The organism is Promicromonospora kroppenstedtii, assembly GCF_044389675.1.
Taxonomy (GTDB): domain Bacteria; phylum Actinomycetota; class Actinomycetes; order Actinomycetales; family Cellulomonadaceae; genus Promicromonospora; species Promicromonospora kroppenstedtii.
The window spans coordinates 296,251-319,754 of the sequence record NZ_JBIRYI010000005.1 but is presented as its reverse complement, the minus strand read 5'-3'; the positions used below and the strand labels follow the sequence as shown (position 1 = coordinate 319,754).

The 23,504-nt window shown below is 71.9% G+C and carries 19 protein-coding genes; 9 read left to right on the top strand and 10 right to left on the bottom strand.

What is annotated here, in order from left to right:
• Positions 1 to 9 precede the first annotated feature (9 nt).
• On the bottom strand, positions 10 to 894 hold the full coding sequence (locus ACH47X_RS10575; RefSeq protein WP_397403961.1) for an ABC transporter ATP-binding protein: 885 nt from the start codon (positions 892 to 894) through the stop codon (positions 10 to 12).
• A 379-nt stretch (positions 895 to 1,273) separates the two neighbouring features.
• Between ACH47X_RS10575 and ACH47X_RS10570 the strand changes: the two genes are divergently transcribed.
• On the top strand, positions 1,274 to 4,717 hold the full coding sequence (locus ACH47X_RS10570; protein WP_397403959.1) for a S41 family peptidase: 3,444 nt from the start codon (positions 1,274 to 1,276) through the stop codon (positions 4,715 to 4,717).
• A 76-nt stretch (positions 4,718 to 4,793) separates the two neighbouring features.
• On the opposite strand, the gene ACH47X_RS10565 is transcribed toward ACH47X_RS10570, so the two are convergent.
• Positions 4,794 to 5,612, bottom strand: a complete 819-nt coding sequence (locus tag ACH47X_RS10565) for a class I SAM-dependent methyltransferase (RefSeq protein WP_397403957.1) — start codon at positions 5,610 to 5,612, stop codon at positions 4,794 to 4,796.
• A 189-nt stretch (positions 5,613 to 5,801) separates the two neighbouring features.
• Between ACH47X_RS10565 and ACH47X_RS10560 the strand changes: the two genes are divergently transcribed.
• The 5 genes from ACH47X_RS10560 (at position 5,802) to ACH47X_RS10540 (ending at position 10,157) form a co-directional block, all read left to right on the top strand.
• Positions 5,802 to 6,725, top strand: a complete 924-nt coding sequence (locus tag ACH47X_RS10560) for a cation diffusion facilitator family transporter (protein WP_397403955.1) — start codon at positions 5,802 to 5,804, stop codon at positions 6,723 to 6,725.
• Between the two features lie 13 nt (positions 6,726 to 6,738).
• Positions 6,739 to 7,692 (top strand): helix-turn-helix transcriptional regulator, encoded by a 954-nt coding sequence (locus ACH47X_RS10555; RefSeq protein ID WP_397403953.1) that lies wholly within the window; start codon positions 6,739 to 6,741, stop codon positions 7,690 to 7,692.
• Positions 7,693 to 7,784: 92 nt separating this feature from the next.
• Positions 7,785 to 8,579: an amino acid ABC transporter substrate-binding protein gene (locus ACH47X_RS10550; RefSeq protein ID WP_397403951.1), complete on the top strand. Its 795-nt coding sequence runs from the start codon at positions 7,785 to 7,787 to the stop codon at positions 8,577 to 8,579.
• A gap of 101 nt (positions 8,580 to 8,680) precedes the next feature.
• Entirely contained in the window at positions 8,681 to 9,340 is a 660-nt protein-coding gene (locus ACH47X_RS10545) for an amino acid ABC transporter permease (RefSeq protein WP_036964723.1), read from the top strand.
• Positions 9,327 to 10,157 (top strand): amino acid ABC transporter ATP-binding protein, encoded by an 831-nt coding sequence (locus tag ACH47X_RS10540; RefSeq protein WP_397403948.1) that lies wholly within the window; start codon positions 9,327 to 9,329, stop codon positions 10,155 to 10,157. Before ACH47X_RS10545 ends, ACH47X_RS10540 begins: the two co-directional genes overlap by 14 nt.
• Before the next feature lie 129 nt (positions 10,158 to 10,286).
• Here the strand turns inward: ACH47X_RS10540 and ACH47X_RS10535 are convergent, their stop codons facing one another.
• Entirely contained in the window at positions 10,287 to 11,474 is a 1,188-nt protein-coding gene (locus ACH47X_RS10535; RefSeq protein ID WP_397403946.1) for an MFS transporter, read from the bottom strand.
• A 71-nt stretch (positions 11,475 to 11,545) separates the two neighbouring features.
• Here ACH47X_RS10535 and ACH47X_RS10530 point away from each other — a divergent pair, with 71 nt between their 5' ends.
• Positions 11,546 to 11,851: an ArsR/SmtB family transcription factor gene (locus ACH47X_RS10530; RefSeq protein ID WP_036970987.1), complete on the top strand. Its 306-nt coding sequence runs from the start codon at positions 11,546 to 11,548 to the stop codon at positions 11,849 to 11,851.
• Between the two features lie 125 nt (positions 11,852 to 11,976).
• Here ACH47X_RS10530 and ACH47X_RS10525 read toward each other — a convergent pair whose 3' ends face one another.
• The gene (locus tag ACH47X_RS10525) at positions 11,977 to 12,969 is read right to left on the bottom strand and encodes a Gfo/Idh/MocA family protein (RefSeq protein ID WP_397403943.1); all 993 of its coding nucleotides are present in this window, start codon (positions 12,967 to 12,969) and stop codon (positions 11,977 to 11,979) included.
• 88 nt (positions 12,970 to 13,057) lie between these two features.
• Positions 13,058 to 15,376 carry an immune inhibitor A domain-containing protein gene (locus ACH47X_RS10520; RefSeq protein ID WP_397403940.1) on the bottom strand — a complete coding sequence of 773 codons (2,319 nt, stop codon included), beginning with the start codon at positions 15,374 to 15,376 and terminating at the stop codon, positions 13,058 to 13,060.
• Between the two features lie 262 nt (positions 15,377 to 15,638).
• Between ACH47X_RS10520 and ACH47X_RS10515 the strand changes: the two genes are divergently transcribed.
• Positions 15,639 to 16,886 (top strand): MFS transporter, encoded by a 1,248-nt coding sequence (locus ACH47X_RS10515; protein ID WP_397403938.1) that lies wholly within the window; start codon positions 15,639 to 15,641, stop codon positions 16,884 to 16,886.
• Here the strand turns inward: ACH47X_RS10515 and ACH47X_RS10510 are convergent.
• The gene (locus ACH47X_RS10510) at positions 16,867 to 17,424 is read right to left on the bottom strand and encodes a septum formation family protein (protein ID WP_397403936.1); all 558 of its coding nucleotides are present in this window, start codon (positions 17,422 to 17,424) and stop codon (positions 16,867 to 16,869) included. The genes ACH47X_RS10515 and ACH47X_RS10510 overlap by 20 nt on opposite strands.
• A 261-nt stretch (positions 17,425 to 17,685) precedes the next feature.
• On the opposite strand from ACH47X_RS10510, the gene ACH47X_RS10505 reads away from it, so the two are divergent.
• Entirely contained in the window at positions 17,686 to 19,008 is a 1,323-nt protein-coding gene (locus ACH47X_RS10505) for an endonuclease/exonuclease/phosphatase family protein (protein ID WP_397403934.1), read from the top strand.
• Positions 19,009 to 19,095: 87 nt separating this feature from the next.
• Here ACH47X_RS10505 and ACH47X_RS10500 read toward each other — a convergent pair whose 3' ends face one another.
• Genes ACH47X_RS10500 through ACH47X_RS10485 form a run of 4 tightly spaced genes read right to left on the bottom strand, consistent with a single transcriptional unit; the run spans position 19,096 to position 23,314 of the window.
• A complete protein-coding gene (locus ACH47X_RS10500; protein ID WP_397403932.1) occupies positions 19,096 to 19,860 on the bottom strand; it encodes an ABC transporter ATP-binding protein in 765 nt (254 codons plus the stop codon).
• On the bottom strand, positions 19,857 to 20,870 hold the full coding sequence (locus ACH47X_RS10495; RefSeq protein ID WP_397403928.1) for an ABC transporter ATP-binding protein: 1,014 nt from the start codon (positions 20,868 to 20,870) through the stop codon (positions 19,857 to 19,859). Before ACH47X_RS10495 ends, ACH47X_RS10500 begins: the two co-directional genes overlap by 4 nt.
• The gene (locus tag ACH47X_RS10490) at positions 20,860 to 21,849 is read right to left on the bottom strand and encodes a branched-chain amino acid ABC transporter permease (RefSeq protein ID WP_397403925.1); all 990 of its coding nucleotides are present in this window, start codon (positions 21,847 to 21,849) and stop codon (positions 20,860 to 20,862) included. The genes ACH47X_RS10495 and ACH47X_RS10490 overlap by 11 nt, the downstream gene beginning before the upstream one ends.
• A 13-nt stretch (positions 21,850 to 21,862) precedes the next feature.
• Complete coding sequence (locus ACH47X_RS10485; RefSeq protein ID WP_397403923.1) at positions 21,863 to 23,314, bottom strand: ABC transporter permease subunit; 1,452 nt, start codon at positions 23,312 to 23,314, stop codon at positions 21,863 to 21,865.
• Between the last annotated feature and the right edge of the window lie 190 nt (positions 23,315 to 23,504).

Below are 23,504 nucleotides of genomic sequence, written 5' to 3'. Positions count from 1 at the left end.
GGTGAGGACTCAGCGGTCGTGGTGCGTCGGCACGCCGAGCCCGTCGAGCAGCTCCGCGCGGAGCTCGGCCAGGTCGCGCGCGGCGCGGTCGCGGGGCCGGTCGCCCGGCACGTCCACGATCCGCGCGATGCTCGCCGGGCCGGCGGCGGCGAGCAGCCCGCCGTCGGACGCGGCCGCGCCGTCGGCGACCGTGCGCAGCAGCACCACGCGGTCGGCGAGGTAGAGCGCCTCCTCGACGTCGTGCGTGACCAGCAGGATCGTCGCGGGCTGAGCCGCGTGGACGTCGAGCAGGAGGTCCTGCATGCGCAGGCGGGTGAGAGCGTCGAGCGCGCCGAACGGCTCGTCGAGCAGCAGCACACCGGGGTTGCGGGCCAGCGCGCGGGCGAGCGAGGCGCGCTGCGCCATGCCGCCCGAGACCTGGCGGGGCCGCAGCCCGGCCGAGCCCGCCAGCCCGACCAGGTCGAGCAGCCGGGCCACCCGCTCCTGGCCCACGTCCTTCGTGGTGCCCGGCGGGAGGCCGAGCGCCACGTTCTGCGTGAGCGTGCGCCACGGCAGCAGGCGAGGCTCCTGGAAGGCGACGGCGGTGCGCGGGTCGGCACCGACCACGGGTGCACCGCCGATCGTGACGCTGCCCGCCGTGGGTGCGTCCAGGCCGCTGACCTGGCGCAGCAGGGTCGACTTGCCGCAGCCCGACGGGCCGAGCACGGCCACGATCTCGCCCGGCGCGACCTGGAGGTCCACGTCGCGGAGCACGGTGCGGTCGGTGCGCCCGGGCGCACCGAAGGTGCGGGAGACGTCCGCGAGCCTGACGGGCAGTGCCGGGGAGGCGGCGACGTCCACCTCGCCGGCGGGCGAGGCCGTGGACAGGGCTGTGGACGGTGCTGTGGGAACCATGGGGCGTCATCCCTTGCGATCGGTCCGTGCGGTGGGGCAGTCGCTGTGCACCGACATGGCCCGGACCGGTCCGGGCGGCAGGCTCGACAGGAGCGTCACATGCCGGCGCACTGCCGCATTCGGCAGGGCCAGGGGACGGAGGGAGCCGTCGTGGCGCGTCGTGGCGTCATCCGGCTTTCCTCTCCCATGGGGCGTTCGGTCATCTTTTGTCAGGCAATGCCGATGAACCCCATAGAACCGGATGATGCAACCCGCGCACCAGGCCGTTCCATGATGTGAGACCAAGATGTGGACCGCCCCGGAATGGATGCGTTCACATGGTCCTCGCCGTCAGCGATTTCCGGTGACCGCGCCGGGGTGCCCCGAGTACGTTGAGGCGGTGACCCAGCCCTATCTCCGGTACCCCCACATCCACGGTGACCAGGTCGCGTTCGTGGCCGACGACGACGTCTGGCTCGCCCCCGTCTCCGGCGGTCGCGCCTGGCGCCTGACCAGTGACCACGTACCCGCGACGTCCCCCCGCTTCTCCCCCGACGGCACGCGCCTGGCCTACGTGTCCCACAAGGACGGCCACCCCGAGGCCTACGTGGTCGAGCTGGCCGACGGCGCCACCCGGCGCCTCACCTGGCTCGGCGGCACGACCACGACGGTGCTCGGCTGGGACGACGCCGGCCGGGTGCTCGTCTCGTCGAACGCAGGCACGCACGAGCGCTCCCTGACCGTGGTGCGCGCGGTCGGCCTCGACGGCACCGTCGAGACCCCGCGCTACGGGGCCGCATGGGGCGTCGCCGAGCACCAGGGCCCGGACAGCAGGCGCACGACCGCCCTCGTCTCGGCCGGCTACCGCACGCCCGCCTACTGGAAGCGGTACCGCGGCGGTACCGCCTCCGTGCTGTGGCTCGACCGGGGCACCGGCGAGTGGGAGCGTCCCCTGCCCGACGACGAGGCCGGCACCTACGACCCGATCTGGGTCGGGGACGCGCTGGTGTTCACCTCCGACCGCGCGGCGACGTTCCCCGACCACGCCGACGAGCAGGCGAACCTCTGGGTCTGGGACGGCCTGGCGACGGGCACGCGGGCCGCCGGGCCCCGGCTGCTCACCACCCAGACCGAGGCCGAGGGCTACGTCCGCGACGCGACGTCCGACGGGGCGCGCATCGTGTGGCACAGCCGCGGCGACCTCTGGCTGCTCGACGCGCTGGACGGCACCCCGCGCCGGCTCGACATCACCCTGACGGGCGCGCTCCCTGAGCCGTACTCGACCGACCCCGACTCGGCGCCGAGGGGTGTCGACGGACTCGCCGTCGACAAGAGCGGCGACGCGAGCATCGTGGGCTGGCTCGGCACGGCGTTCTGGGTGACCCACCGTGCCGGGCCGGCCCGGGCGCTCGTGGCCGACCCGTCGGTCCGCGTGCGAGAGCCCGTGCTGCTCGGCGACACCGGCCGCGCCGTCGTCGTCACGGACGCGCCGCACGCCACGGCGGACGGGGAGAGCCGGGAGGACGCGCTGGAGGTGCACACGCTGCCCGGCACCGACGGGGTGGACCCGGACGCCGCACCGCAGCGCTTCGCGGCCGGCGAGCTCGGCCGGGTGCTGCACCTGGCGGCGAGCCCGACCGGCGACAAGGTGGCGGCGATCTCGCACGACGGCCGGGTCAGCGTGGTCGCGCTGCCCGCCCCCGCGACGGACGGCGACGCCGCCACCCACGAGCACACCGCGGAGGCCGGCACCGTCATCGCGCTCGGGCGATCGACGAACGGCGAGGCGGAATCCCCGACGTTCTCGCCGGACGGGCGGTACCTCGCCTGGTCCAGCCCGACCGGCACCGAGGGCGACCACCACCAGGTGCTCGTCGCCGACCTGCACGCCACGCCGCCGACGGTGGCGCCGCTGACGTCGGGGCGGTTCCACGACTTCTCGCCGGCCTTCAGCGACGACGGCAAGTACGTCGTCTTCCTGTCGAACCGTACGTTCGACCCGTCCTACGACTCCCACGAGTTCGCCCTGTCGTTCAGCGCGGCGACCCGGCCGTGGCTCATCCCCCTGGCCGCGACCGAGCCGGCGCCGTTCGGTCCGAGCGCCGACGGCTGGCGTCTGAGCACGCCGGACGACAAGAAGGCCGGCACGGACGACGACGCGGCGGGCGACGCGAAGCACGACGAGGACGCGCATGCCGCGGCCTCGCCGGACATCGACCTCGACGGCGCCGAGGAGCGGGTGGTGCCGTTCCCGGTGACGTCGGGCCGCTACCGCGACCTGCTCGCGGCCAAGGGTGGCGTGCTCTGGGTGCACGAGACAGATGACGCCGGCGTGCTCGGCACCCGGCACGCCGGCACGGAGGGCGACCCGGTGCCGAACGTGCTCCAGTTCTGGTCGTTCGAGGCACGCAAGGCCACGGACGTCGCGGAGAAGGTGAACGGGTACGCGGTGTCGGGCGACGGCGAGCGGGTGGTGATCCGGTCCGGACCGGGGCTCAGCACGCAGTCGGCCACCAGCAAGCCCGGCGACGACGACCCGAGCGCCTTCGACATCGACCTGTCCCGCGTGCGCCACGAGGTGGACCCACGTGCCCAGTGGCACCAGATGTTCGACGAGAACGCCAGGATCATGCGCGACCACTACTGGCGCGCGGACATGAACGGCGTCGACTGGGCCGGGGCGGTGGCACGCTGGCGCCCGATGGTCGACCGTGTGGCGACGCACGACGACCTGGAGGACGTGCTCTGGGAGACCGTCGCCGAGCTCAACACGTCGCACGCCTACGTGCGGTCACCCCACGAGCGCGGCGACTCGTCCCGCAGGCTCGGGCTGCTCGGCGCGGACCTCACGCGGACCGCCGAGGGCTGGCGGATCGACCGGGTGCTGCCGAGCGAGTCGTCCGACCCGGGAGCGCGGTCCCCCCTGCGCGCCGCGGGCGTCGACGCGCGGCCGGGCGACCTGATCGTCGCGGTGGACGGCCGGCCGGTGGACCCGGTGGCCGGCCCTGCGGCGAACCTCGTCGGCGCGGCCGAGATCCCGGTCGAGCTGACCCTGCGGCGAACGGCGGCCCCGGCGGGCGGCGGGACGGACGGCGCGGACGGCGGGACGCCCGGCCCGGCCGCGAGCAGGGACCGGCGCGTCGTGGTCGTGCCGCTCGCCGACGAGTCCGACCTGCGATACCAGGACTGGGTGCGGTCGCGCCGCGAGTACGTCGCCGAGAAGTCTGGCGGCCGGCTCGGCTACGTGCACGTCCCGGACATGGTGAGCACCGGCTGGGCGCAGCTGCACCGGGACCTGCGGCTCGCCGCGGACCGCGAGGGAATCGTCGTGGACGTGCGCTTCAACGGCGGCGGGCACACCTCACAGCTCGTGATCGCCCGCCTCGCAGCCCGCGTCGCGGGCTGGGGACTGAACCGGCACTACGACCGCCCGAACTCCTACCCGGACCGCGCACCGCGCGGTCCGGTCGTACTCGTCACCAACGAGTACGCGGGGTCCGACGGCGACATCGTGAACGCGGCCGCGCAGGCGCTCGGCGTCGGTCCGGTCGTCGGGGTGCGGACCTGGGGCGGCGTGATCGGGATCGACGGCCGCTTCGACCTCGTGGACGGCACCGGGATCACCCAGCCCCGGTACGGCCTCTGGCTCGACGGCAAGGGCTTCGACGTCGAGAACTACGGCGTGGACCCCGACATCGAGGTGCGGCACACCCCGGCGGACTACTTCTCCGACGTCGACCCGCAGCTCGAGGCGGGCATGGCCGAGGCGTTCCGGCTGCTGGAGGAGACCCCGGCGGCGGTTCCCCCGGCACTGCCGGAGCCGCGGGTGCGCCGCCGCCCGTAGGCGCGCGCCGTGCGGCGCGCCGCCGCGTGTGGCGGCGGCGCGTGTGGCGCCGCCGCGTGTGACGGCGGCGCGTCGCTCAGCCGCGCGTCGCCTGCACGAACGTGAGCGGGCCGTAGCGGTGCTGCACGCGGTCCACCTCGCGGGCGTCGGTGAACCCGGCGTCCGCGAGGAGGCGCAGCAGGCCGCCCTCCAGGTTCCGTGCGGTGTGCGGGTTGGCGGCCACGCCGGACCTGCCGCGGTCGTGCCCCCGCACCCGGCCGTACGCGCCCGTGCTGCCGGGACCGCGCCGGCGGCCCCGGCCGTGCCGGTGCTCGTGGCCGTGCTCGCCCCCGGCCCCGGCCCCGTGCCCGTGCCCACCGCCGTCCGCGGTCCCGTGCCCGCTCCCGTCCGCGCTGCCGAAGTCGACGATCGTCACCCGGCCGCCCGGCCGCAGCGCCCGGAGGGCCTCCGCGCCGAACCGCACCCGCGCCTCGTCGGGCACGTGGTGCAGGGCGAGAGCGGAGACCACGTGGTCGAGCGAGCCGTCCTCGACGGGGAGCCGGTCGGCGAAGCCCTGCACGAGCGTGAGCGGCACGCGGCGGCGGGCCGCCTTGCGGGCCGCGATGCGCAGGGCCGCGGCGTCCGGGTCCAGGCCCGTGACCCGCGCGGCGGGCTGCGCGCGGAGCACGGCGAGCGAGAGGTTCCCCGTTCCGCAGCCGAGGTCGAGCACGGACTCGCCCGGGGCGACGTCCGCGAGCGCCGCCGCGCGGTCGTGCAGGGGCCGGACGCGGGACAGGCGCGTGAACGTGTCGTAGAGCGGGAGCAGCCAGGGCCGGCCCATGCCGGGCAGGAACTCGCGCCCGCGTTCCTCCGGGGTGCGGGGGTCGATGATCCGCACGGTGGTGCTGTCGTTCATCCCGAGTGCCTTCCGTCCGGGTACCCGCGCCGGACGGCGCGGGCCGGCCGTGCCGGCCGCCACCCCCAGCATTGGACATCCTGCGGCGCACTGGCAGCACGGAAGTCGGTGCCGATCAGACGATCTTCGGTCGGGCGGGTGCGGTGGAAGGTCGGTAGCGTCAGGGGCGTCGCGACGGAGGGGGAACGCATGGCAGGGGAACGGAGCGAGTCGGCGCTGACGGTGGTGATCGCGTTCGGGGCCAACTTCGCGGTGGCGGTGGCCAAGTCGGTGGCGGCGGTGCTGACGGGTTCGGCGTCGATGGTGGCCGAGGCCGCCCACTCGTGGGCCGACACGGGCAACGAGGTGTTCCTGCTGGTCGCGGAGCGCAAGGCGGCACGCCCGCCGGATCGCGAGCGCCCGCTCGGCTACGGCCGGGAGGCGTACGTGTGGTCGATGCTGGCCGCGCTGGGCCTGTTCGTGGCCGGCGGCGTGGTGTCGGTCTACCACGGCATCCACGCCTTCGGTGAGTCCGAGGAGGCCACGGACTACGGCATCGGCTACCTGGTCCTGGCGGTCGCGTTCTGCCTGGAGGGCTTCTCGTTCGTCCAGGCCTACCGGCGCACGCGCGCGGAGGCGCGCAAGCTCGGCCGGGACCTGCTGGACCACGCGCTGGCGACGTCGGACCCGACGCTGCGGGCGGTGCTGGCGGAGGACTCGGCGGCGCTCGTCGGCCTGGTGATCGCGGCCGCCGGCATGGCGCTGCACCAGGTCACGGGCGACGCCCGGTACGACGCCATCGGGTCGGTGCTGGTGGGCGTGCTGCTGTGCGTCGTGGCGTGGGTGCTGTTCGACCGCAACCGGCGGTTCCTCACGGGCGAGGTCGCGGACGAGCGGATCCACCGGGCGGTGCGGGAGCGGATCGAGGCGCTGCCCGGCGTGGAGCACGTGGGTCACCTGCGGCTCGAGTTCGTGGGCCCGCGGCAGATCCTGCTGGTCGCGAGCATCGACCTGCCCGGCGACGAGTCGGAGTCGCACGTCGCCGTCCGCCTGCGGGCGCTGGAGGGGCAGCTGGAGCGCACGCCGCAGATCGTCGACGCCGTGCTCACCCTCGCGGTGCCAGGCGACCGGTGAGGGACGACCGCTGATGGCGCCAGGGCCCGCGGAGGGCGGCCTGCCCCCGCTGCGCACCCCGTCCAGCATCCGCACGGTGCGGCCCGACGGCACCCCGGTGTACCGGTACCAGCCGCGCCCCGGGATGCCCCCGGTGAACGTGAACCTGCACGACGGCGCGGACCAGCACCCGCACCCTCCGCCCGAACACCGGCACGCCCACGACTTCCACGTGCTCGTCCTCATCGAGCGCGGCGCCGGCGGGGAGGACGGCGCGCGCGACGGCGACCTGTTCGCCGTCCCGCCGGGCCGCGCGATCGACCCCAGGACGGTCCGGGGTTTCGCCGGCGCGCGGGCCTGGACGCTCGCCTTCACGCCCGACGCCGTCCCCCTGCTCGCCTCGGTCTCGCCGCTGGCCTGGGCGCACCACCCGCTGCTGGCGCTGTTCGAGGCGGAGCCCGCCGGGCCGGGCGCCGCCGACCGCCCGCCGGTCCTGAGCGCGAACGTCCCCGCGGACGAGCGGCCGCGCTGGTCGGCCTGGCTCACGGAGCTGCACGAGGAGCTGGCCCGGCCCGGGCGGGTCGGCGCGCGGGACGCGGCGTCGGCCCTGCTCACGCGGATCCTGATCGGGGCGGCGCGGCTGGCGCCGTCGGCCCCCGCGCCGCCCGACCCCCTGGTGACGCGCGTCTTCGAGGAGATCGAGGCGACGTTCCGCGATCCGGTCTCCGCGGCGGACGTCGCGGCCGCGCTGGGCTATACGCCCGGCTACCTGACCACGGCAGTCCGCGAGCGCACGGGCCGCACGCTGCTGGAGTGGATCACCGAGCGGCGCATGACGGAGGTACGCCGGATGCTGCGGGACACCGACCTGCCGCTGGCCGTGGTCGCGGCGCGGACCGGCCTGCGGGACGCCACTTATCTGGTGCGCCGGTTCAAGGATCGGTACGGGATCACACCCGACCGCTGGCGGCGGACCGAGCGGGCCTAGGCTCGTGCGTGAGTTCAGGTCTGCCATCGGCTAGTTTTGGGGCACGCATCGGCCGGGCCGATGCGTGCCATCCCATCGAAGGAGCCCTCACCATGTCTCGCAACCGCGCCCTCCTCACGGCCACCGCGGCCTCGGCCGCCCTGCTGGCCCTGACCGGTTGTGGCAGCTCCGGCGAGTCGAGCGGTGCCGGCGACGAGCTCGGCCTGTCCGGGGACACGCTGGTCGTCGCCACCGAGGGCACCTACCGCCCGTTCAGCTACCACGACGAGACGGGCGAGCTCGTGGGCTACGACGTCGAGGTCGCCCAGGCCGTGGCCGAGAACCTGGGCCTGGAGGTCGAGTTCCAGGAGACGCAGTGGGACGCGATCTTCACGGGCCTGGACGCCGGCCGCTTCGACACGATCGCCAACCAGGTGACCATCACCCCGGAGCGCGAGGCCAAGTACGTCTTCTCCACGCCGTACACGGTCTCGACGGGTGTGCTCGTGGTCGCGGCGGACAACGACGACATCACCAGCTTCGCGGACCTGGACGGCAAGACCACAGCGCAGTCCCTGACCAGCAACTGGAACGACCTCGCCAAGGAGAGCGGCGCCAAGGTCGAGGCCGTCGAGGGCTGGGCGCAGGCCGTCGCGCTCCTGGAGCAGGGCCGCGTGGACGCCACGATCAACGACAGCCTGACGTACCTCGACTACGCGAACACCGAGGATGCCTCGGGCATCAAGGTGGCCGCGGAGACCGACGAGGAGTCGCAGTCCGCGTTCGTCGTGACGCCGGAGCGCAAGGCCCTGGCCACCGCGATCGACGGCGCCCTCGACGAGCTGCAGGCCGACGGCACCCTCGCCGACCTGGGCGAGAAGTACTTCGGCGAGGACGTCTCCCAGTGACGCTCGGCGTACGGCAGGGCGCGGGGCGCGGTACGGCGCCCCGCGCGGCGGCCGGCGTGACGTCCCGCGCCGGGTACCGCTGACGGCGCGGGGGGAGACAGATGGACTGGCAGCTCGTCGTCGACTCGTTCTGGCCGCTCCTGCTGGGTGGCCTGGCGGGCACGATCCCGCTCGCGCTGGCCTCGTTCGCGATCGGCCTGGTGCTGGCGCTGGTCGTGGCGCTGCTGCGGCTCTCGTCCAACCCGGTGCTGTCCTGGATCGGCCGGGCGTACGTCTCGGTGATCCGCGGCACGCCGCTCCTGGTGCAGCTGTTCGTGATCTTCTACGGCATGCCCGAGATCGGCATCCGCCTGGACCCGTGGCCGAGCGCGATCATCGCGTTCTCCCTGAACGTGGGCGGCTACGCGGCCGAGGTCGTGCGCGCCGCGATCCTCTCGGTGCCCAAGGGGCAGTGGGAGGCCGGGTGGACCATCGGCATGTCGCCGGCCCGCTCCCTGAGCCGGATCATCCTGCCCCAGGCCGCCCGGGTGTCCGTGCCGCCGCTGTCGAACACGTTCATCTCGCTGGTCAAGGACACGTCGCTCGCGTCGCTCATCCTGGTGACCGAGCTCTTCCGCAAGGCCCAGGAGATCGCCGCGTTCTCGAGCGAGTTCATGACGGTCTACCTGGAGGCGGCCTTCATCTACTGGATGTTCTGCACGGTGCTGGCCGCGGGGCAGAACGCACTCGAGAAGAGGCTGGACCGGTATGTCGCACACTGAGGACCGCAGGCAGGGCGCCCTCCTGACCGCCCGCGGCATCCACAAGTCCTTCGGCGCCAACCACGTGCTGCGCGGCGTGGACCTGGAGGTGGGCCGCGGCGACGTCGTCGCGCTGATCGGCGCCTCCGGCAGCGGCAAGACGACGGTGCTGCGCTCGCTCAATGGCCTGGAGACACCGGACGCCGGGGAGCTCCGGTTCGACGGCGGCCCCGTGGTCGACTTCGGTGCCCAGGCCGCCGGGCAGGACGGCGGCCGGTCCGGCCGGCGCACCGCCGCCCGGACCGCGAAGACGAACCGCGCGGCCCTGCGGGACCGGTCGGCGATGGTGTTCCAGCACCACAACCTGTTCCCCCACCGCACGGTGCTGGAGAACGTGATCGAGGGCCCCACCCAGGTCCAGCGGGTCCCGCGGGAGACGGCGGTCGGCCGCGCCGAGGAGCTCCTGGCCCGCGTCGGGCTCGCCGACAAGCGCGACGCCTATCCGCACGAGCTGTCCGGCGGCCAGCAGCAGCGCGTGGGCATCGTGCGCGCGCTCGCCCTCCAGCCCGACCTGCTGCTGTTCGACGAGCCGACGTCGGCCCTCGACCCCGAGCTGGTGGGCGAGGTGCTGACGGTGATGAAGGAGCTCGCCGAGGAGGGCTGGACCATGGTCGTGGTCACCCACGAGCTGCAGTTCGCGCGCCAGGTCGCCTCGGAGGTGCTGTTCCTCGACGGCGGCGTGGTGGTCGAGCGGGGCGCGCCCGCGCAGATCTTCACCGACCCGGCCGAGGAGCGCACCCGCCAGTTCCTGCAGCGGGTGCTGCACCCCCTGGACTGACGCCGCGCCGTACCGGGGCTGGGTGATCCCGGTGGCTGCCCTCTCCTCCCCTTCGAGGCCTAAGTTTCTTCGCTTTGAGTCGCCTCAAAGCGAAGAAACTTAGGCCTCGAAAGAGTTGAGACGGCCGCCTTACGCCAGCGCGGCCCTGCGGGGCAACGCGTAGCCCAGGGCGAAGACGGCGAGCGCCGCCGCGGCCGCCGCAGCGCCGAGCAGGTCCAGCCACGCCGCCCCCAGCGGCAGCACCGAGGCGCCGACGACGGGCGCGATCGCGATCCCGACGTACATCGCCGTCGAGTACCACGACAGGGACACCCCGGCGACGGCGGGGTCGACGTCGACCAGGCGGTGCTGGATGGGCACGAGGGCCGCCGCGGTGGCCAGACCCCAGACGCCGAACAGCACGGCGGTTCCCACGTACGAGTCCTCGGCCGCGAACAGCGCGACGAGGGAGACGACGACCATCGCGAGGGCGGTGATCGCGGTGGGCCGGGCCCCGATCCGGTCCGTGAGGGAGCCGCCCAGCCAGTTGCCGACCAGTCCCGCGACACCGAAGACCAGCAGGAGCGTCGCGAGCGCCGTCCCGCTGCCGCCCGTCACGCCGCGCGTGACGGCCGAGCTGAAGATGTAGACCATGTTGAACGCGGCGGTGAACAGCAGGGCCGTCATGAGGGCCAGGCCGATCCGGACGTCGCGGAGCACGGCGAACCGGGCGGCGAGCCCCGGGACGGACCCGGTCGGCACGGTGCGCATGAGCAGCGCGACGACGACGGCGAGCACCGCCGCGAGCGCCGCGAGGATGCCGAGCGCGAGGCGCCAGCTACCGAGGGCCGCGAGCGCCGTGCCCAGCGGGGAGCCGACGGCGGTCGCGAGCATGAACCCGAGGCCGACGACGCCGAGCGCGCGTCCCCGCTGATCAGGCGGCACGAGGGTGGGGGCGGCCGCCATCGCCGCGGGCATGAGCGCGGCCCCGCCGAGCGCGGCGACGACGCGGCCCGCGGTGAAGATCGCGAGGTCACCGGCGATGGCCGAGAGAGCGATGCCCGCGGCGATGAGGCCCATGCCGGCGCCCATCAGGGTGGCGCGGGACGCGCGGGCGAACAGCACGGAGACCACGGGCGCGAGCACCGCGACGATGATCGCGTACCAGGAGATGGAGTAGCTGACGGCGCCGGCGGTCGCGCCGATCCCCGTCGCGATCTGCGGCAGCACGCCCGCGATGACGAACGCGTTGGTGCCGACCACGAACAGCGCCGCCGCGATCACGCCGATCCGGAGATAGGCGCCGCGCGGCGCGTATGATTGTTCGATGAACGTCATACCGTCGAGCGTACGTGATAGTTCGATGGCTGTCGAACAATTTGCGCGAGCCGATGCCCCGGAGGTGCGTCATGGGTGACTACCCGAGCCCGGACATGGCCGACGTCGAGCTCGTCGACGTGCTCAAGGCCCTCGGCGATCCGGTGCGCCTGCGGATAGTGGACAAGCTGGCCGACGGCGAGCCGAAGCCCAAGACCCTCGACGGCTGGGGCCTCGACCTCACGAAGTCGACCATGTCGCACCACTTCCGCACGCTGCGCGAGGCCGGGCTCACACGCACGATCGTGCACGGCCGCACGCACGCCATCCAGCTCCGCCGTGACGAGCTCGACCAGAAGTTCCCGGGCCTCATCGAGGCGGTCCTGGGCGAGCGGTGAGCGTCGCACCACGGCGTCGTCGGCACTACCGCGCCCCTCTCCCCTTTGAGGCCTAAGTTTCTTCGCTTTGAGTCGCCTCAAAGCGAAGAAACTTAGGCCTCAAAGGGGATATGGGGCCCGCAGGGTCACGCCGGGGGCTGCTCCCCCGGGTACTCGAGGCCGATCTGCTCGCGGATCGTGTCCAGCGTGCCCATGATCGCCACCGTCTCCGCGCGCGGGAGCAGCGGGCTGTCGAGCTCGCCGGCCGCGACCAGGCGCTCGGCCTCGGCGGCCTGGAAGTGCATGCCGCGCCCCGTCACCTCGGCACTGTACGTCTCCACCTCGGTCCCCGAGACGTCGTAGACGTGCACCGTCGACGGGTTGTACCAGGTCGCGTCGATCTCGATGCGGCCTTCGGTGCCCAGGATCGAGGCCCGGTTGGGGCCCCGGGTGTCGGACGCCGACACGGTCGTGGCGACCCGGGCGCCGTCGTACCCGAAGATCGTGGCGATCGTGGCGTCGGCGCCCGTCTCCTTGAACGTCGCGTGCGACTGCACCGTGAGCGGCTCGCCGAACAGGTCCCAGGCGAACGACACCGGGTAGATGCCCAGGTCGAGCAGGGAGCCACCGCCCAGGGCGAGATCGTTGATCCGGTGGGCCGGGTCGTCGGGCAGGTCCTGGGTGTGGTCCACCATGAGGGTGCGCACCTCGCCGAGCACGCCCGACGCGATGATCTCGCGCACGCGGGCCATGTGCGGCAGGAACCGGGTCCACATGGCCTCCAGGACCACGAGCCCCTTCGACTCGGCGAGCTCCACGACCTCGCGCGCCTCGGCGGCGTTGAGCGTGAACGGCTTCTCGACAAGCACGTGCTTGCCGGCCTCCAGCACGAGCTTCGCGGCCTCGGCGTGGAACGGGTGCGGCGTCGCCACGTAGACGATGTCGACCTCGGGGTCGGCCGCGAGGTTCTCGTAGGAGCCGTGCGCCGTCGGGATGCCGAACCGGTCGGCGAACTCGCGGGCCCTCTCCAGGTTCCGGGACCCCACCGCCTGCACGGTGAAGCCGTTGTCGTTCAGGTCTGATGTGAAGCTCGCGGCGATCCCGCCGGCCGCCAGGATGCCCCATCGCAGGTGTGTCATGCGTTCGAGCGTAGTGCCCGTAGAACGTGTCAGACGCTCAGGTCACCGGGGTGACCTGAGCGTCTGACACGTGCGGGGCGGGAGGGGGTCAGTTGACCTGGATGGTCATGTGGCCCTTCTTGCTGTCCTCCGTGAGCACCTTGATGGTGGTCCCGGTGCCGCCGACCTTGACCGAGTGGCCCGGGTTGGACTGGTCGTAGTAGGCCTCGGGGTTGGTGTCGTCGAACTTCCACACCGGCCACTGCTTGCCGACCTTGAGCGTGGTCAGCGACGTGGCCGACACCTCACGGTGCAGCGACAGCGCGTCCGTCTTCTGCAGGCCGAACGTGGCGTCGAACGACTGGATGCGGTTGCGGGCGATCGTGCCGTCCGACCACTTCAGCGCCTTGGCGCGGGCGTCGACCGGCAGGGCCTGGCCACCGCCCGGGTGCTGGGAGACGTTGTTGTCGCCGTACAGGCTGTTCACGTACCAGACCAGCAGGCCGTCCTGGTACGGGTAGTGCTCCACCTTGTTGCTGTTGGTGAAGCTCCAGCCGAAGTTGTACGGGCCCTCCTTGAGCGTCGCGTCGTACCCGCCGTACACGCGGTTCTCGGCCACGTAGTAGTGCTGGTAGGTGACCTCGTAGGTGCCGTCGGCGCCCACCGGCACGAAGCCGTCGACGGTCCAGTCGGACGTGTCCGTGAAGTCCGCGCTCAGGGCGTCGCCCACGGCGACGTCGTCGATCGCGATGCCGGTCTCGTTGGTGCCGCCGTCGCTCGAGTAGCGGAACCGGACCGACGCCGTCTGGCCGGCGTAGTCCGCCAGGTCGGCCGTCAGGTCCACCCAGGCGCCGTCGGAGCTACCGGTGATGCCGGCGCCGGGGTTGGTGCCGTTCGGGTCCTCGTCCGTCGACAGGTTGTTCGCCAGTGCGGTCCAGGTGGCGCCGCCGTCCGTCGAGACCTCGGCGAACGCGTAGTCGTAGTCCGCCTCGATGTCGTACTGCACCTTGGCGGTCAGCGAGGCGCCGTCCGGCACGGTGAACGACGGCGAGGTGATCGTGTTGTTCAGGTCGTTGCCGGTGCCCGAGTAGACGAACTCGCCGTCGAACGGCTCGACGCCGTACTTCTCGCCCAGGTCCTCGCTCGCGACGCCGTCCGGCAGGTTCACGATCGCGGCCTGCGCGCGCGTCGTCGCGTGGAACGACGGGCCGAGCTTGATGCGCTCGGTCTCGCCCGGCTCCACCGTCTCGTAGTCGAGCCAGCCCAGGAAGAGCTTCTCGGTGGCGCCCATGTGGTTGGGCGTGGTGCCGATGGTGCCGTCGCCGTGGCCCATCCACGAGCCGGAGCTCATGAGGTTCCAGTAGCCGGTGCCGTTCTCGCCGCCCGCGGTGTCGTAGTAGTCGGGCAGGCCGAGGTCGTGGCCGAACTCGTGCGCGAACACGCCGAGGCCACCGTTCTCCGGCTCCGTGGTGTAGTCGCGGATCCAGATGTCGGAATCACCGATCTTGATGCCGCCGACCTTCGGGTAGTCGGCCGGGCCGTCCGTGCCGAGGCCGCCCTGGTTGACCGACCAGCGGTGCGACCAGATGGCCTCCTCGGGCGCGCCGGCCTCCTCGCCCTCGCCGGCGTGGATCGCCTGGAAGTGGTCGATGTAACCGTCGGGCTCGGCGGTGATGCCGTCGCCGTCCAGGTCGTAGCGGTCCCAGACGTCGAACGACTGGAGGTACGCGTCGATCTCCTCGGCGGACTTGCCCGCCGCGACCTGCTGCTCGTACCAGGCGTCCGCGGTGTCCTGGATGAACCGCGTCATGTCGACGCCGGACTCCGTGGTGCCGTAGGAGGCCGTGTTGTACGGCACGGTGACCCAGTCGGACACGTCGCCCTGGAGGTCGAACCGGCCCGACGACATCTCGTCGTAGACACCGGCGAACGACTCGCCGTCCTGGTCCTCCAGGCCGGTGAAGAACATCTCCTGGTAGTGCTCGCGCGAGAAGTCGGACTCCCAGTAGGTGGAGTTGTCGTTCGTGGCGGGCTCAGGGATCTCGTTGTGCACCGGCCCTGCGGCCGCGTCCGGGAAGCGCTCGTCGGCCTGGTCACCGAAGTCGACCAGGATGCTGAAGAGCTGCGCGGTCTCCTCGACGCCGTACTCGACGTACTCGCGCGGCGAGATCTCCACGACCTTCGACTTGTGCTTGCCCTTGCCACGCGTCTCGACCTTCGCCTGACCGGTCGCGACCATGTCGACGGCGAGCTGCCGCTTCTCCGTCTGCTTCTCGGCGAGGGCGTCGGGGCGGTTGTCCTCCTTGGCGGGCGCCGCCTGCTGTGGCGGCTCCTCGACCGGCGGTGCCGCGGAAGCGGTGATCGGCACGACGGCGGCCGAGAGCAGCAGGGCTGCTCCCGCACCGACTGCACAGATACGTCGATTCATGTTTCCTCCGTGAAGAGAGCTGCGTCCGGGGGCGAGGAGGTGGTGCGTACGGGGCTCCCGGACCTGCTGGACACCTTTGTCCACGGAGGAGGAAACCAGGGAAATATTACGACAATGTTGCCTAGGACACAGTTCTGGTTCAGGACGTATGCCGGGAATGGGCTCGTAGAATCGGTTCGAGAGCGCGTATTTTGGTCGATGTCCGCCGGACCGGTTCGTCGTCCGGGTGAGCCCCACGCCCGTCGACCAGCCGGAGATGCCCATGACCGCGAACAGCCCTGCCGCTGCGGCCTCCTTCGCCGCACCCCCGGTCGACCAGCGCCGCGCCGCCGTCGCCCTGATCGCGCTCTCGGTGAGCGCCTTCACCTTCGTGACGGCGGAGAATCTGCCCGGCGGGCTGCTCACCCTCATCGCCCCCGACCTGGGCCGCAGCACCTCTGAGATCGGGCTGCTCGTCACCGCGTATGCCGCCGTCGTGGTGCTCGCGTCGCTGCCCCTCTCGCGACTGACCCGCCGGTTCCCGCGGCGCTGGGTGCTCGCGGCGACCACGGCGGTCTGCACGGTCGGCACCCTGTGGTCGGCGGTCGCCGCCGGCTACGTGGACCTGATGGCCGCACGCATGGTGACGGCGCTCGGGCAGGCGCTGTTCTGGTCGGTGGTCACGCCGGCCGCCGCGAGCCTGTTCGCGCCCGCCGTCCGCGGCAAGATGATCGCCCGCCTCGCGATCGGCAACTCGCTCGCACCGCTGCTCGGAGTGCCGCTCGGCACCTGGGTGGGCCAGCAGGCGGGCTGGCGCACCGCGTTCCTGGTGTTCTCGGTGGTCAGCCTGCTGGCCTGCCTCGCGATGGCGATCGCCATGCCGAACGTCGACGCCGAGGAGAGCGGCACGGCGCGCGGAACCCACCCCAGCATGCGCCGCTTCGTGGTGCTCATGGTCGTCACGGTGCTGCTCGTGACGGGCGGCTTCATGATGATCACGTTCGTCACACAGTTCCTGCTGGAGACGGCGGGCTTCCCCGACCGGTACCTGAGCGCGCTCCTGCTCGGCCAGGGCATCGCGGGCCTGGTGGGCACGCTGCTCATCGGCCAGGTGCTCGACAGGCGGCCGTGGCAGACGGTGCTCGTGGCGCTCGGCCTGCTGACCGGGGCGCTGCTGCTCCTGTGGACGCTGGGCCACGTCCCGGCCCTGGCGCTCGTCGGGCTTGCCTTGTTCGGCCTCGCGTTCAGCGCGATCCCGCCGGCGCTGTCGTTCCTGTCCATGCAGGTGGCGCCTGGCGCCACCGAGTCGGCGACCGCGATCTCGAGCTCGGTGTTCAACGTCGGGATCGGCGGCGGCGCGGCGCTCGGCGCGCTGGTGGTGGCTACGGTGGGCGTGGACACGGTGCCGCTGGTCGGGGCGTTCTTCGTGCTGGCCGCGCTGGTCGTCGTCGGGGTGGACGTGCGCGTGGCGGCCCGCCGGACCGCCACGCCGCACGACACCGTGCCGGGTATTACTTCGCGGCGCCCTTGAGGCTGCCCGTGAACGGCTCCTCGGAGCTGATGATGCACTGCAAGGAGCGGTCGTTCAGCTGGTCCCAGGTGGCCTGCGTCGGGTAGAAGCCGGTGTAGCCGTAGACGGACTCGTCGTAGGAGATGCCGACGAACTTCTCGAACTCGTCGTAGCACCACTCGTCGAACTTCTTCGACATGGCCTCGTCGCCCGGGTACTCGGCGTCGTCCATGATGAGCTCGGCGTAGACCTCGCCGGTGTGCTCCTCGGCGCAGGGCACCACGGGCACCGACTCGACCTCGAAGTCCTCGCCCTCCGCGGACTCGCCGTAGCCGTCCAGGGCCGCCAGGTCGATGCAGTCGCCCTTGAGGATGTCGAAGGCGTCCGCGTCCGCCGACGCGGTGATCTCGCCGCCCGGCTCGTCACGCGGGGCCTCGCCGCTCGACATGATGTCGTCGAGGACCGAGCAGCCGGTGAGCATCGTGAGCGAGACGGCCGCTGCGGCCGCCGCGGCCAGCAGCCGGGCCGGACGGCGGACGGTACGGGTGGTGCGGTTCATCAAGTTCTTCCTTGTGGTTCGGCACGACGGCGGGCGCCCTCGTCGCGGCCGCCTCGGGCCGCCCCGGAAAAATACCGTCTCGAACGTCCGTACTGGTGGCGAGCGGGCAACGATTCGATTACGGCCGACGGCGGCCGGCACCACGACCCGCGGAGGCCCGACACGGGTACCTGTTCACGCGTCGTTCACCCGCGCGAGCGGGCGCCGCCCTACGGTGTCGCTGCGGACCACCCGCGCACGACACTCGAAGAAGGAGCAGTCATGCGAGCCAGCACCACCTCGCGCCTGACGGGCGCGGCCGCGGCGGCGGCCCTGCTGGCCGGGGCCTTCCTCGCCACGGCGAGCACGGCCACGGCGAGCACGGCCTCGGCGGGCACGACGCCGGACGGCGCCGCCGCGGCGACGTCGGCCGGGCACGACCGGAACCATGCCAAGCCCCGGGCCCTGCGCGTCGCGACCTACAACCTGTCGCTCAACCGCGCGACGGAGGGCGAGCTCGTCGCCGACCTGTCCACCGGCGACGACGTCCAGGCCGCGACCGTGGCCGAGGTCATCCAGCACGCGAACCCCGACGTCGTGCTGCTCAACGAGTTCGACTACCCCGGCGACGCCGACCCGTACGCCGCGGCCGACCTGTTCCGCGAGAACTACCTCGAGGTGCCGCAGGGCACGGGCGCGCCGGTCGAGTACCCGTACGCCTTCGTGGCGCCGTCGAACACGGGCGTCCCGAGCGGGTTCGACCTGAACAACGACGGCACGGTCGGGGGCGGCGACGACGCGCTCGGCTTCGGCCTGTTCCCGGGGCAGTACGGCATGGTCGTGCTGTCCAAGTACCCGATCCAGCACCGCGACGTCCGCACGTTCCAGCACTTCAGGTGGCAGGACATGCCCGGCGCGCTGCTGCCGGACGACCCCGCCACGGAGGCCCCGGCCGACTGGTACTCGGCCGAGGAGCTCGCCGTGCTGCCGCTCTCGTCCAAGTCGCACTGGGACGTGCCGGTCCGTGTGGGCCGCGAGACGGTGCACGTGCTCGCGGCGCACCCGACGCCGCCGTCGTTCGACGGGGCCGAGGACCGCAACGGCCTGCGCAACCACGACGAGATCCGGCTCTGGGCCGACTACGTGCGTGGCGGCCGCGCGGCCCGGTACATCTACGACGACGAGGGCGACCGCGGCGGGCTGCGCCCCGGCACGTCGTTCGTGATCGTGGGCGACTACAACGCCGACCCGCTCGACGGCGACTCGGCCACGGGCGCCGACGGCGTCCCGGCGATCGACCAGTTCCTGCGGCACCCCCGCATCACCGACCCGCGGCCGACGTCGGCGGGCGCACCCGAGGCCTCGGCGCTCCAGGCCGGAGCGAACCTGACGCACCTGGGCGACCCGACGCTCGACACGGCCGACTTCGCCGACACGACGCCGGGCAACCTGCGCGTCGACTACGTGCTCCCGTCGCGCGACCTGCGGGTCCGGGACGCGGGCGTGTTCTGGCCGGCCGCGACTGACCCGCTGTCCCGGCTCACGGGCGTGTACCCGTTCCCGAGCAGCGACCACCGGCTCACCTGGACCGACGTCAAGCTCTGACACGACGGAGCCCCTGAGGGGTCAGACGTGCAGCTCACTCCCGTGACCTGCACGTCTGACACCTCAGGGGCTTCTTGCGTTCCCGGGTCAGGACGCCTTGTCGACGTCCTCCGCCAGGGTGCCCAGGTAGAGCGAGATCACCTTGGGGTCGGACTGCAGCTCCTTGCCCGTCCCCGTGTACGCGTCCTTGCCCTGGTCGAGCACGTAGCCGCGGTCGCAGATCTGCAGGCAGCGCCGGGCGTTCTGCTCGACCATGACCACGGACACGCCCGCCTTGTTGATCATCCGGGTGCGCAGGAACGTCTCGTCCTGCCGCACCGGCGACAGGCCGGCCGACGGCTCGTCGAGCAGCAGCACCGACGGGTTCATCATCAGGGCGCGGGCCATGGCGACCATCTGCCGCTCACCGCCCGACATGGCGCCCGCACGCTGCGCGCGCCGCTCCCCGAGGGTGGGGAACAGGTCGGTGATGAACTCGAACCGCTCCGCGAACGCCTTGGGCCGCAGGTACACGCCCATCCGCATGTTCTCCTCGACGGTGAGCGAGGGGAACACGTTGTTGTTCTGCGGCACGAACCCCACGCCCTGTGACACGAGGGTGTTCGCCTTCTGGTTCGTGATGTCCTCGCCGCCCAGGGTCACGTTGCCGGAGCGCACGTGCACCAGGCCGAACAGGGACTTCAGCAGCGTCGACTTGCCGGCGCCGTTGGGGCCGATGATGCCCACGAGCTCGCCCTTGGCGACCTCGAGGTTGCACCCGTTCAGGATGTTCACGCCGGGCAGGTAGCCCGCGACGATGTCGGTCGCCTTGAGCAGGATCTCCCGCTTCTCGGTCTTGGCCGCGTCGGTCATCGCTTCTCCTCCTCGGCCTCGAGCCGGGCCAGCACTGCGGGGTCGAGCAGCGAGTCGTCCCCGAGGTCGGTGTCGTGGTGCGCGCCGAGGTAGGCGTCGACGACGGCCTGGTCCTGCATGACGGACTTCGGCGGTCCCTCGGCCACGATCTTGCCCTCGGCCATCACCACGACCCAGTCGGAGATGTGCCGCACGGCGTGCATGTCGTGCTCCACGAACAGGACGGTCATGCCGTCGTCGCGCAGGGCCTGGATGTGGTGCAGCAGCGACTGGACCAGGGCCGGGTTCACACCGGCCATGGGCTCGTCGAGCATGATCATGGTCGGGTCCGTCATCAGGGCCCGCGCCATCTCCAGGAGCTTGCGCTGACCGCCGGACAGCGAGCCCGCGAAGTCGTCCTTCTTGGCGTCGAGCTTGAACCGCGCCAGGATCTCGAGTGCCTTCTCGGTGTTCTTCTTCTCGGTGCCGGCCCACAGGGGCTTGACCAGGGAGCCGAACAGGTTCTCGCCCGGGTTGCCCATGGCGGCGAGCAGCATGTTCTGCAGCACCGTCAGGCGCGAGAGCGCCTTGGTGAGCTGGAACGTGCGGACCATGCCGTTGCGAGCCACCTTGGCGGCGCTGACCCCGCCCAGCGGCCGGCCCTCGAAGGCCCACGAGCCCTGGTTGGGCTTGTCGAACCCCGTCAGCAGGTTGAAGAACGTCGTCTTACCGGCGCCGTTCGGGCCGATGAGCGCCGTGATGACGCCGCGCTGGACCTCGAGGTGCTGCACGTCGACGGCGGTCATGCCACCGAACCGGCGCTGCACGTCGTCGACGACCAGGATCGGGTCGGGCTTGCTCACGCCGACCGTGGGCTCGACCTGGGCCAGGACGTGCTCCGCCGCCTTGGCGGCCTCGGTCTCGGAGCGCTCGACGGCGTCGAGCGCCTCGACGGTGCTCTCGGGCACGTCGGTCGCCTCCGGCACGTCGGACACCTCTGTCACCTTGTTCTCCGTCGTCTCATCGGGCATCGAAGGCGAGCTCCTTCTTGTTCCCCAGGATTCCTTGTGGCCGGAAGATGACCAGCAGCATCAGGGTCACGCCGACGAGCAGACCACCGATCTGCTCGACCATCGTGGCCGACACGACGCCCTCCAGGCCCTCGCGCATGCCCGCGCGGAGCAACATGTAGACCGCATAAAAGAGCATGGACCCCAGCACCGGGCCGAACAAGGTGGCGGCGCCACCGAGCAGCAGGACGGTCCACGCGAAGAACGTCAGCGAGCGCCCCATGGCATCCGGTGCGACCGACCGGGGCAGCACGTACAGCATGCCCGCGAGCGAACCGCACATGCCGCCGAGCACCAGCGCCTGCATCTTGTAGGAGAAGACGTTCTTGCCCAGTGCGCGGACGGCGTCCTCGTCCTCGCGGATGCCCTTGAGCACGCGGCCCCAGGGGCTGCGGGTCAGCAGCCAGACGAACAGGACCGCGATGAGCACCACGGCCCAGGCGAACAGGCGGGTCCACCACGAGTCGGACCCGGTGAACACGTACTCCAGCGGACCGAACGCACCGCGCTCGGGCGGTGCGGGCAGGAACGACAGCTCCTGGAACGTCGACTTGAAGGAACCACCCGTCAGGCCCGCCGCGCCACCGGTGTATTCCTGGAACACCGTGGCACGGCCGAGCATTCGGATGATCTCGGCGGCCGAGATCGTCACGATCGCGAGATAGTCACCGCGGAGCTGCAGTGTCGGTGCGCCGAGGATGAGCGCGAACAGTGCTCCCGCGGCGAGCGAGATGAGCAGGGCCAGCCAGAACGGCGCGCCGGAGATGGTGGCGATGCCGAAGCCGTAGGCGCCCAGCAGCATGAAGCCTGCCTGCCCCATGTTGAGGAGGCCGGTGAACCCGAAGTGCAGGTTGAGGCCGATCGCGGCGAGCGCGATGGCGGCGGTGGTCGGAGCGATGAGCTCGGCGAGCGCCTGGGTGAGGATGCGGCTCAGTTCCATGATGGTTCTCCTTTCAGCCGATCCGCTCGGCGCGGCCGAGCAGGCCCTGCGGCCTGAACAGCAGCACGAGGATGAGGATCACGAGTGCCGAGGCGTAGCGCAGGTCGCTCGGCATTCCGGGGATGAGGGTGGACATCTCGACGACGAGGCCGATCACGAGGGAGCCGAGCAGGGCGCCGTAGGCGGTGCCCAGGCCACCGAGGGTGACGGCGGCGAACATCAGGAGCAGCAGCAGCATGCCGAGCGACCAGTTGAACGAGCCGAACGAGATGGCCAGCAGCATGCCCGCCAGGCCGGCGAAGCCCGTCGACATGATCCACACGATGCGGATGATGCGGTCCGGGTTGATGCCCGTGGCCGCGGCGAGCGCCGTGTTGTCCGAGACGGCGCGGGTGGCGCGGCCGATGCGGGTCCGGGTCAGGAACCAGGCGATGAAGAAGATCACGACGACCGCGACCAGCATCGAGAGCCAGGAGGCGGTGCTGAGCGTGATGCCAGCGATCTCCAGCGGCTTCGGGTTCTGCGGCAGCACGCGGTGCGAGCGGCCGCCGATGACCATCTGGATGGCGTACTGCAGCGCGAGCGAGAGACCGATGGTCACGATCATCATCTGCGTCACCGGGGTGCCGCGTCTGCGCAGCGGCGCCCAGATGGCGGCGTCCTGCGCCCATCCGGTGGCGGCGCACGCGACGATCACCAGGATCACCGTGAGCCAGACCGGCAGGTGGAGCCAGTTGATGCCGATGAAGCCGAACATGGCGCCGAGGGTCACCTGCTCGCCGTGCGAGAAGCTCGACAGGCCGGTCGTGCCGTAGATGAGGCTGATGCCCACCGAGGCCAGGGCGAGCAGGAGGCCGAAGCGGATGCCCGAGCCGAACTGCTGCCAGATCTGCTGGAGCGAGGGCCCGCCGCCGCCGGTGGCGGCAGTGCCGGCTCCGCCGAGGCCTTCGTCACCGGCGGCCGGGCCGGACGCCGCGTCCGTGGGCTCGGTGCCGCCGGTCTCGCCGGCGCCCGGCGCCGTGGTGGCGCCGTCGGTCGGTTCCGCGCTCTCCGGGGGTGTGGCGCTCAGCCGGAACGCGGCACGCGCCGAGCTGCCGGTCTGCGCGGTGACCTGCTGCTCGGTGGCGTTCGGGAAGAGGCCGTCGGGGACGGTCTCCTCGTCGAGGGTGAGCGTGTAGATGCCGACCTCCGGCACCTCCACGGACGCAGGCCCCTCCTGGGTGGTGGTCACGTCTTGCTCGAACCCCGCGCCTGAGATGGTCACGCCCACGTCGGGGACAGGGTTGCTGTCCTCGTCCAGGACGATCGCGACGACACATGCGGTCGAGTCGTCGGGCGTGCAGTTGGCGGGCGCGGCGGCGGCCACCGCGGGCGCCGCGGCGATCACGGCTGGGATGGCCGCGGCCGCTAGCGTGGCCAGCAGCCTCCGCGCGCCCGTCGCGAGGTTCGGTCGGTCGGCTGTCATCTGCCGGGTCCTCCGTCGGTTCTGATGTGTGGTGCTACGAGGTCTCGGTTCCACTCGATACCAACATGATTCAGTCCTGCTTAACCAGGCCTGCATCAAACTGATGTCATGAGCGTGCCGGAAGTGTAGCCGTGCGATGTGTCACTCGTTACACCCGTGGGTCACACCCCGGTCACGGAGTGCCAACGAT

What these genes read in the sequence shown, in the direction of transcription:
- ACH47X_RS10575 (WP_397403961.1), bottom strand. Translation starts at nt 894, where the DNA reads ATGGTTCCCACAGCACCGTCCACAGCCCTGTCCACGGCCTCGCCCGCC.
- ACH47X_RS10565 (WP_397403957.1), bottom strand. Translation starts at nt 5,612, where the DNA reads ATGAACGACAGCACCACCGTGCGGATCATCGACCCCCGCACCCCGGAG.
- ACH47X_RS10560 (WP_397403955.1), top strand. Translation starts at nt 5,802, where the DNA reads ATGGCAGGGGAACGGAGCGAGTCGGCGCTGACGGTGGTGATCGCGTTC.
- ACH47X_RS10555 (WP_397403953.1), top strand. Translation starts at nt 6,739, where the DNA reads ATGGCGCCAGGGCCCGCGGAGGGCGGCCTGCCCCCGCTGCGCACCCCG.
- ACH47X_RS10550 (WP_397403951.1), top strand. Translation starts at nt 7,785, where the DNA reads ATGTCTCGCAACCGCGCCCTCCTCACGGCCACCGCGGCCTCGGCCGCC.
- ACH47X_RS10545 (WP_036964723.1), top strand. Translation starts at nt 8,681, where the DNA reads ATGGACTGGCAGCTCGTCGTCGACTCGTTCTGGCCGCTCCTGCTGGGT.
- ACH47X_RS10540 (WP_397403948.1), top strand. Translation starts at nt 9,327, where the DNA reads ATGTCGCACACTGAGGACCGCAGGCAGGGCGCCCTCCTGACCGCCCGC.
- ACH47X_RS10535 (WP_397403946.1), bottom strand. Translation starts at nt 11,474, where the DNA reads ATGACGTTCATCGAACAATCATACGCGCCGCGCGGCGCCTATCTCCGG.
- ACH47X_RS10530 (WP_036970987.1), top strand. Translation starts at nt 11,546, where the DNA reads ATGGGTGACTACCCGAGCCCGGACATGGCCGACGTCGAGCTCGTCGAC.
- ACH47X_RS10525 (WP_397403943.1), bottom strand. Translation starts at nt 12,969, where the DNA reads ATGACACACCTGCGATGGGGCATCCTGGCGGCCGGCGGGATCGCCGCG.
- ACH47X_RS10520 (WP_397403940.1), bottom strand. Translation starts at nt 15,376, where the DNA reads ATGAATCGACGTATCTGTGCAGTCGGTGCGGGAGCAGCCCTGCTGCTC.
- ACH47X_RS10515 (WP_397403938.1), top strand. Translation starts at nt 15,639, where the DNA reads ATGACCGCGAACAGCCCTGCCGCTGCGGCCTCCTTCGCCGCACCCCCG.
- ACH47X_RS10510 (WP_397403936.1), bottom strand. Translation starts at nt 17,424, where the DNA reads ATGAACCGCACCACCCGTACCGTCCGCCGTCCGGCCCGGCTGCTGGCC.
- ACH47X_RS10505 (WP_397403934.1), top strand. Translation starts at nt 17,686, where the DNA reads ATGCGAGCCAGCACCACCTCGCGCCTGACGGGCGCGGCCGCGGCGGCG.
- ACH47X_RS10500 (WP_397403932.1), bottom strand. Translation starts at nt 19,860, where the DNA reads ATGACCGACGCGGCCAAGACCGAGAAGCGGGAGATCCTGCTCAAGGCG.
- ACH47X_RS10495 (WP_397403928.1), bottom strand. Translation starts at nt 20,870, where the DNA reads ATGCCCGATGAGACGACGGAGAACAAGGTGACAGAGGTGTCCGACGTG.
- ACH47X_RS10490 (WP_397403925.1), bottom strand. Translation starts at nt 21,849, where the DNA reads ATGGAACTGAGCCGCATCCTCACCCAGGCGCTCGCCGAGCTCATCGCT.
- ACH47X_RS10485 (WP_397403923.1), bottom strand. Translation starts at nt 23,314, where the DNA reads ATGACAGCCGACCGACCGAACCTCGCGACGGGCGCGCGGAGGCTGCTG.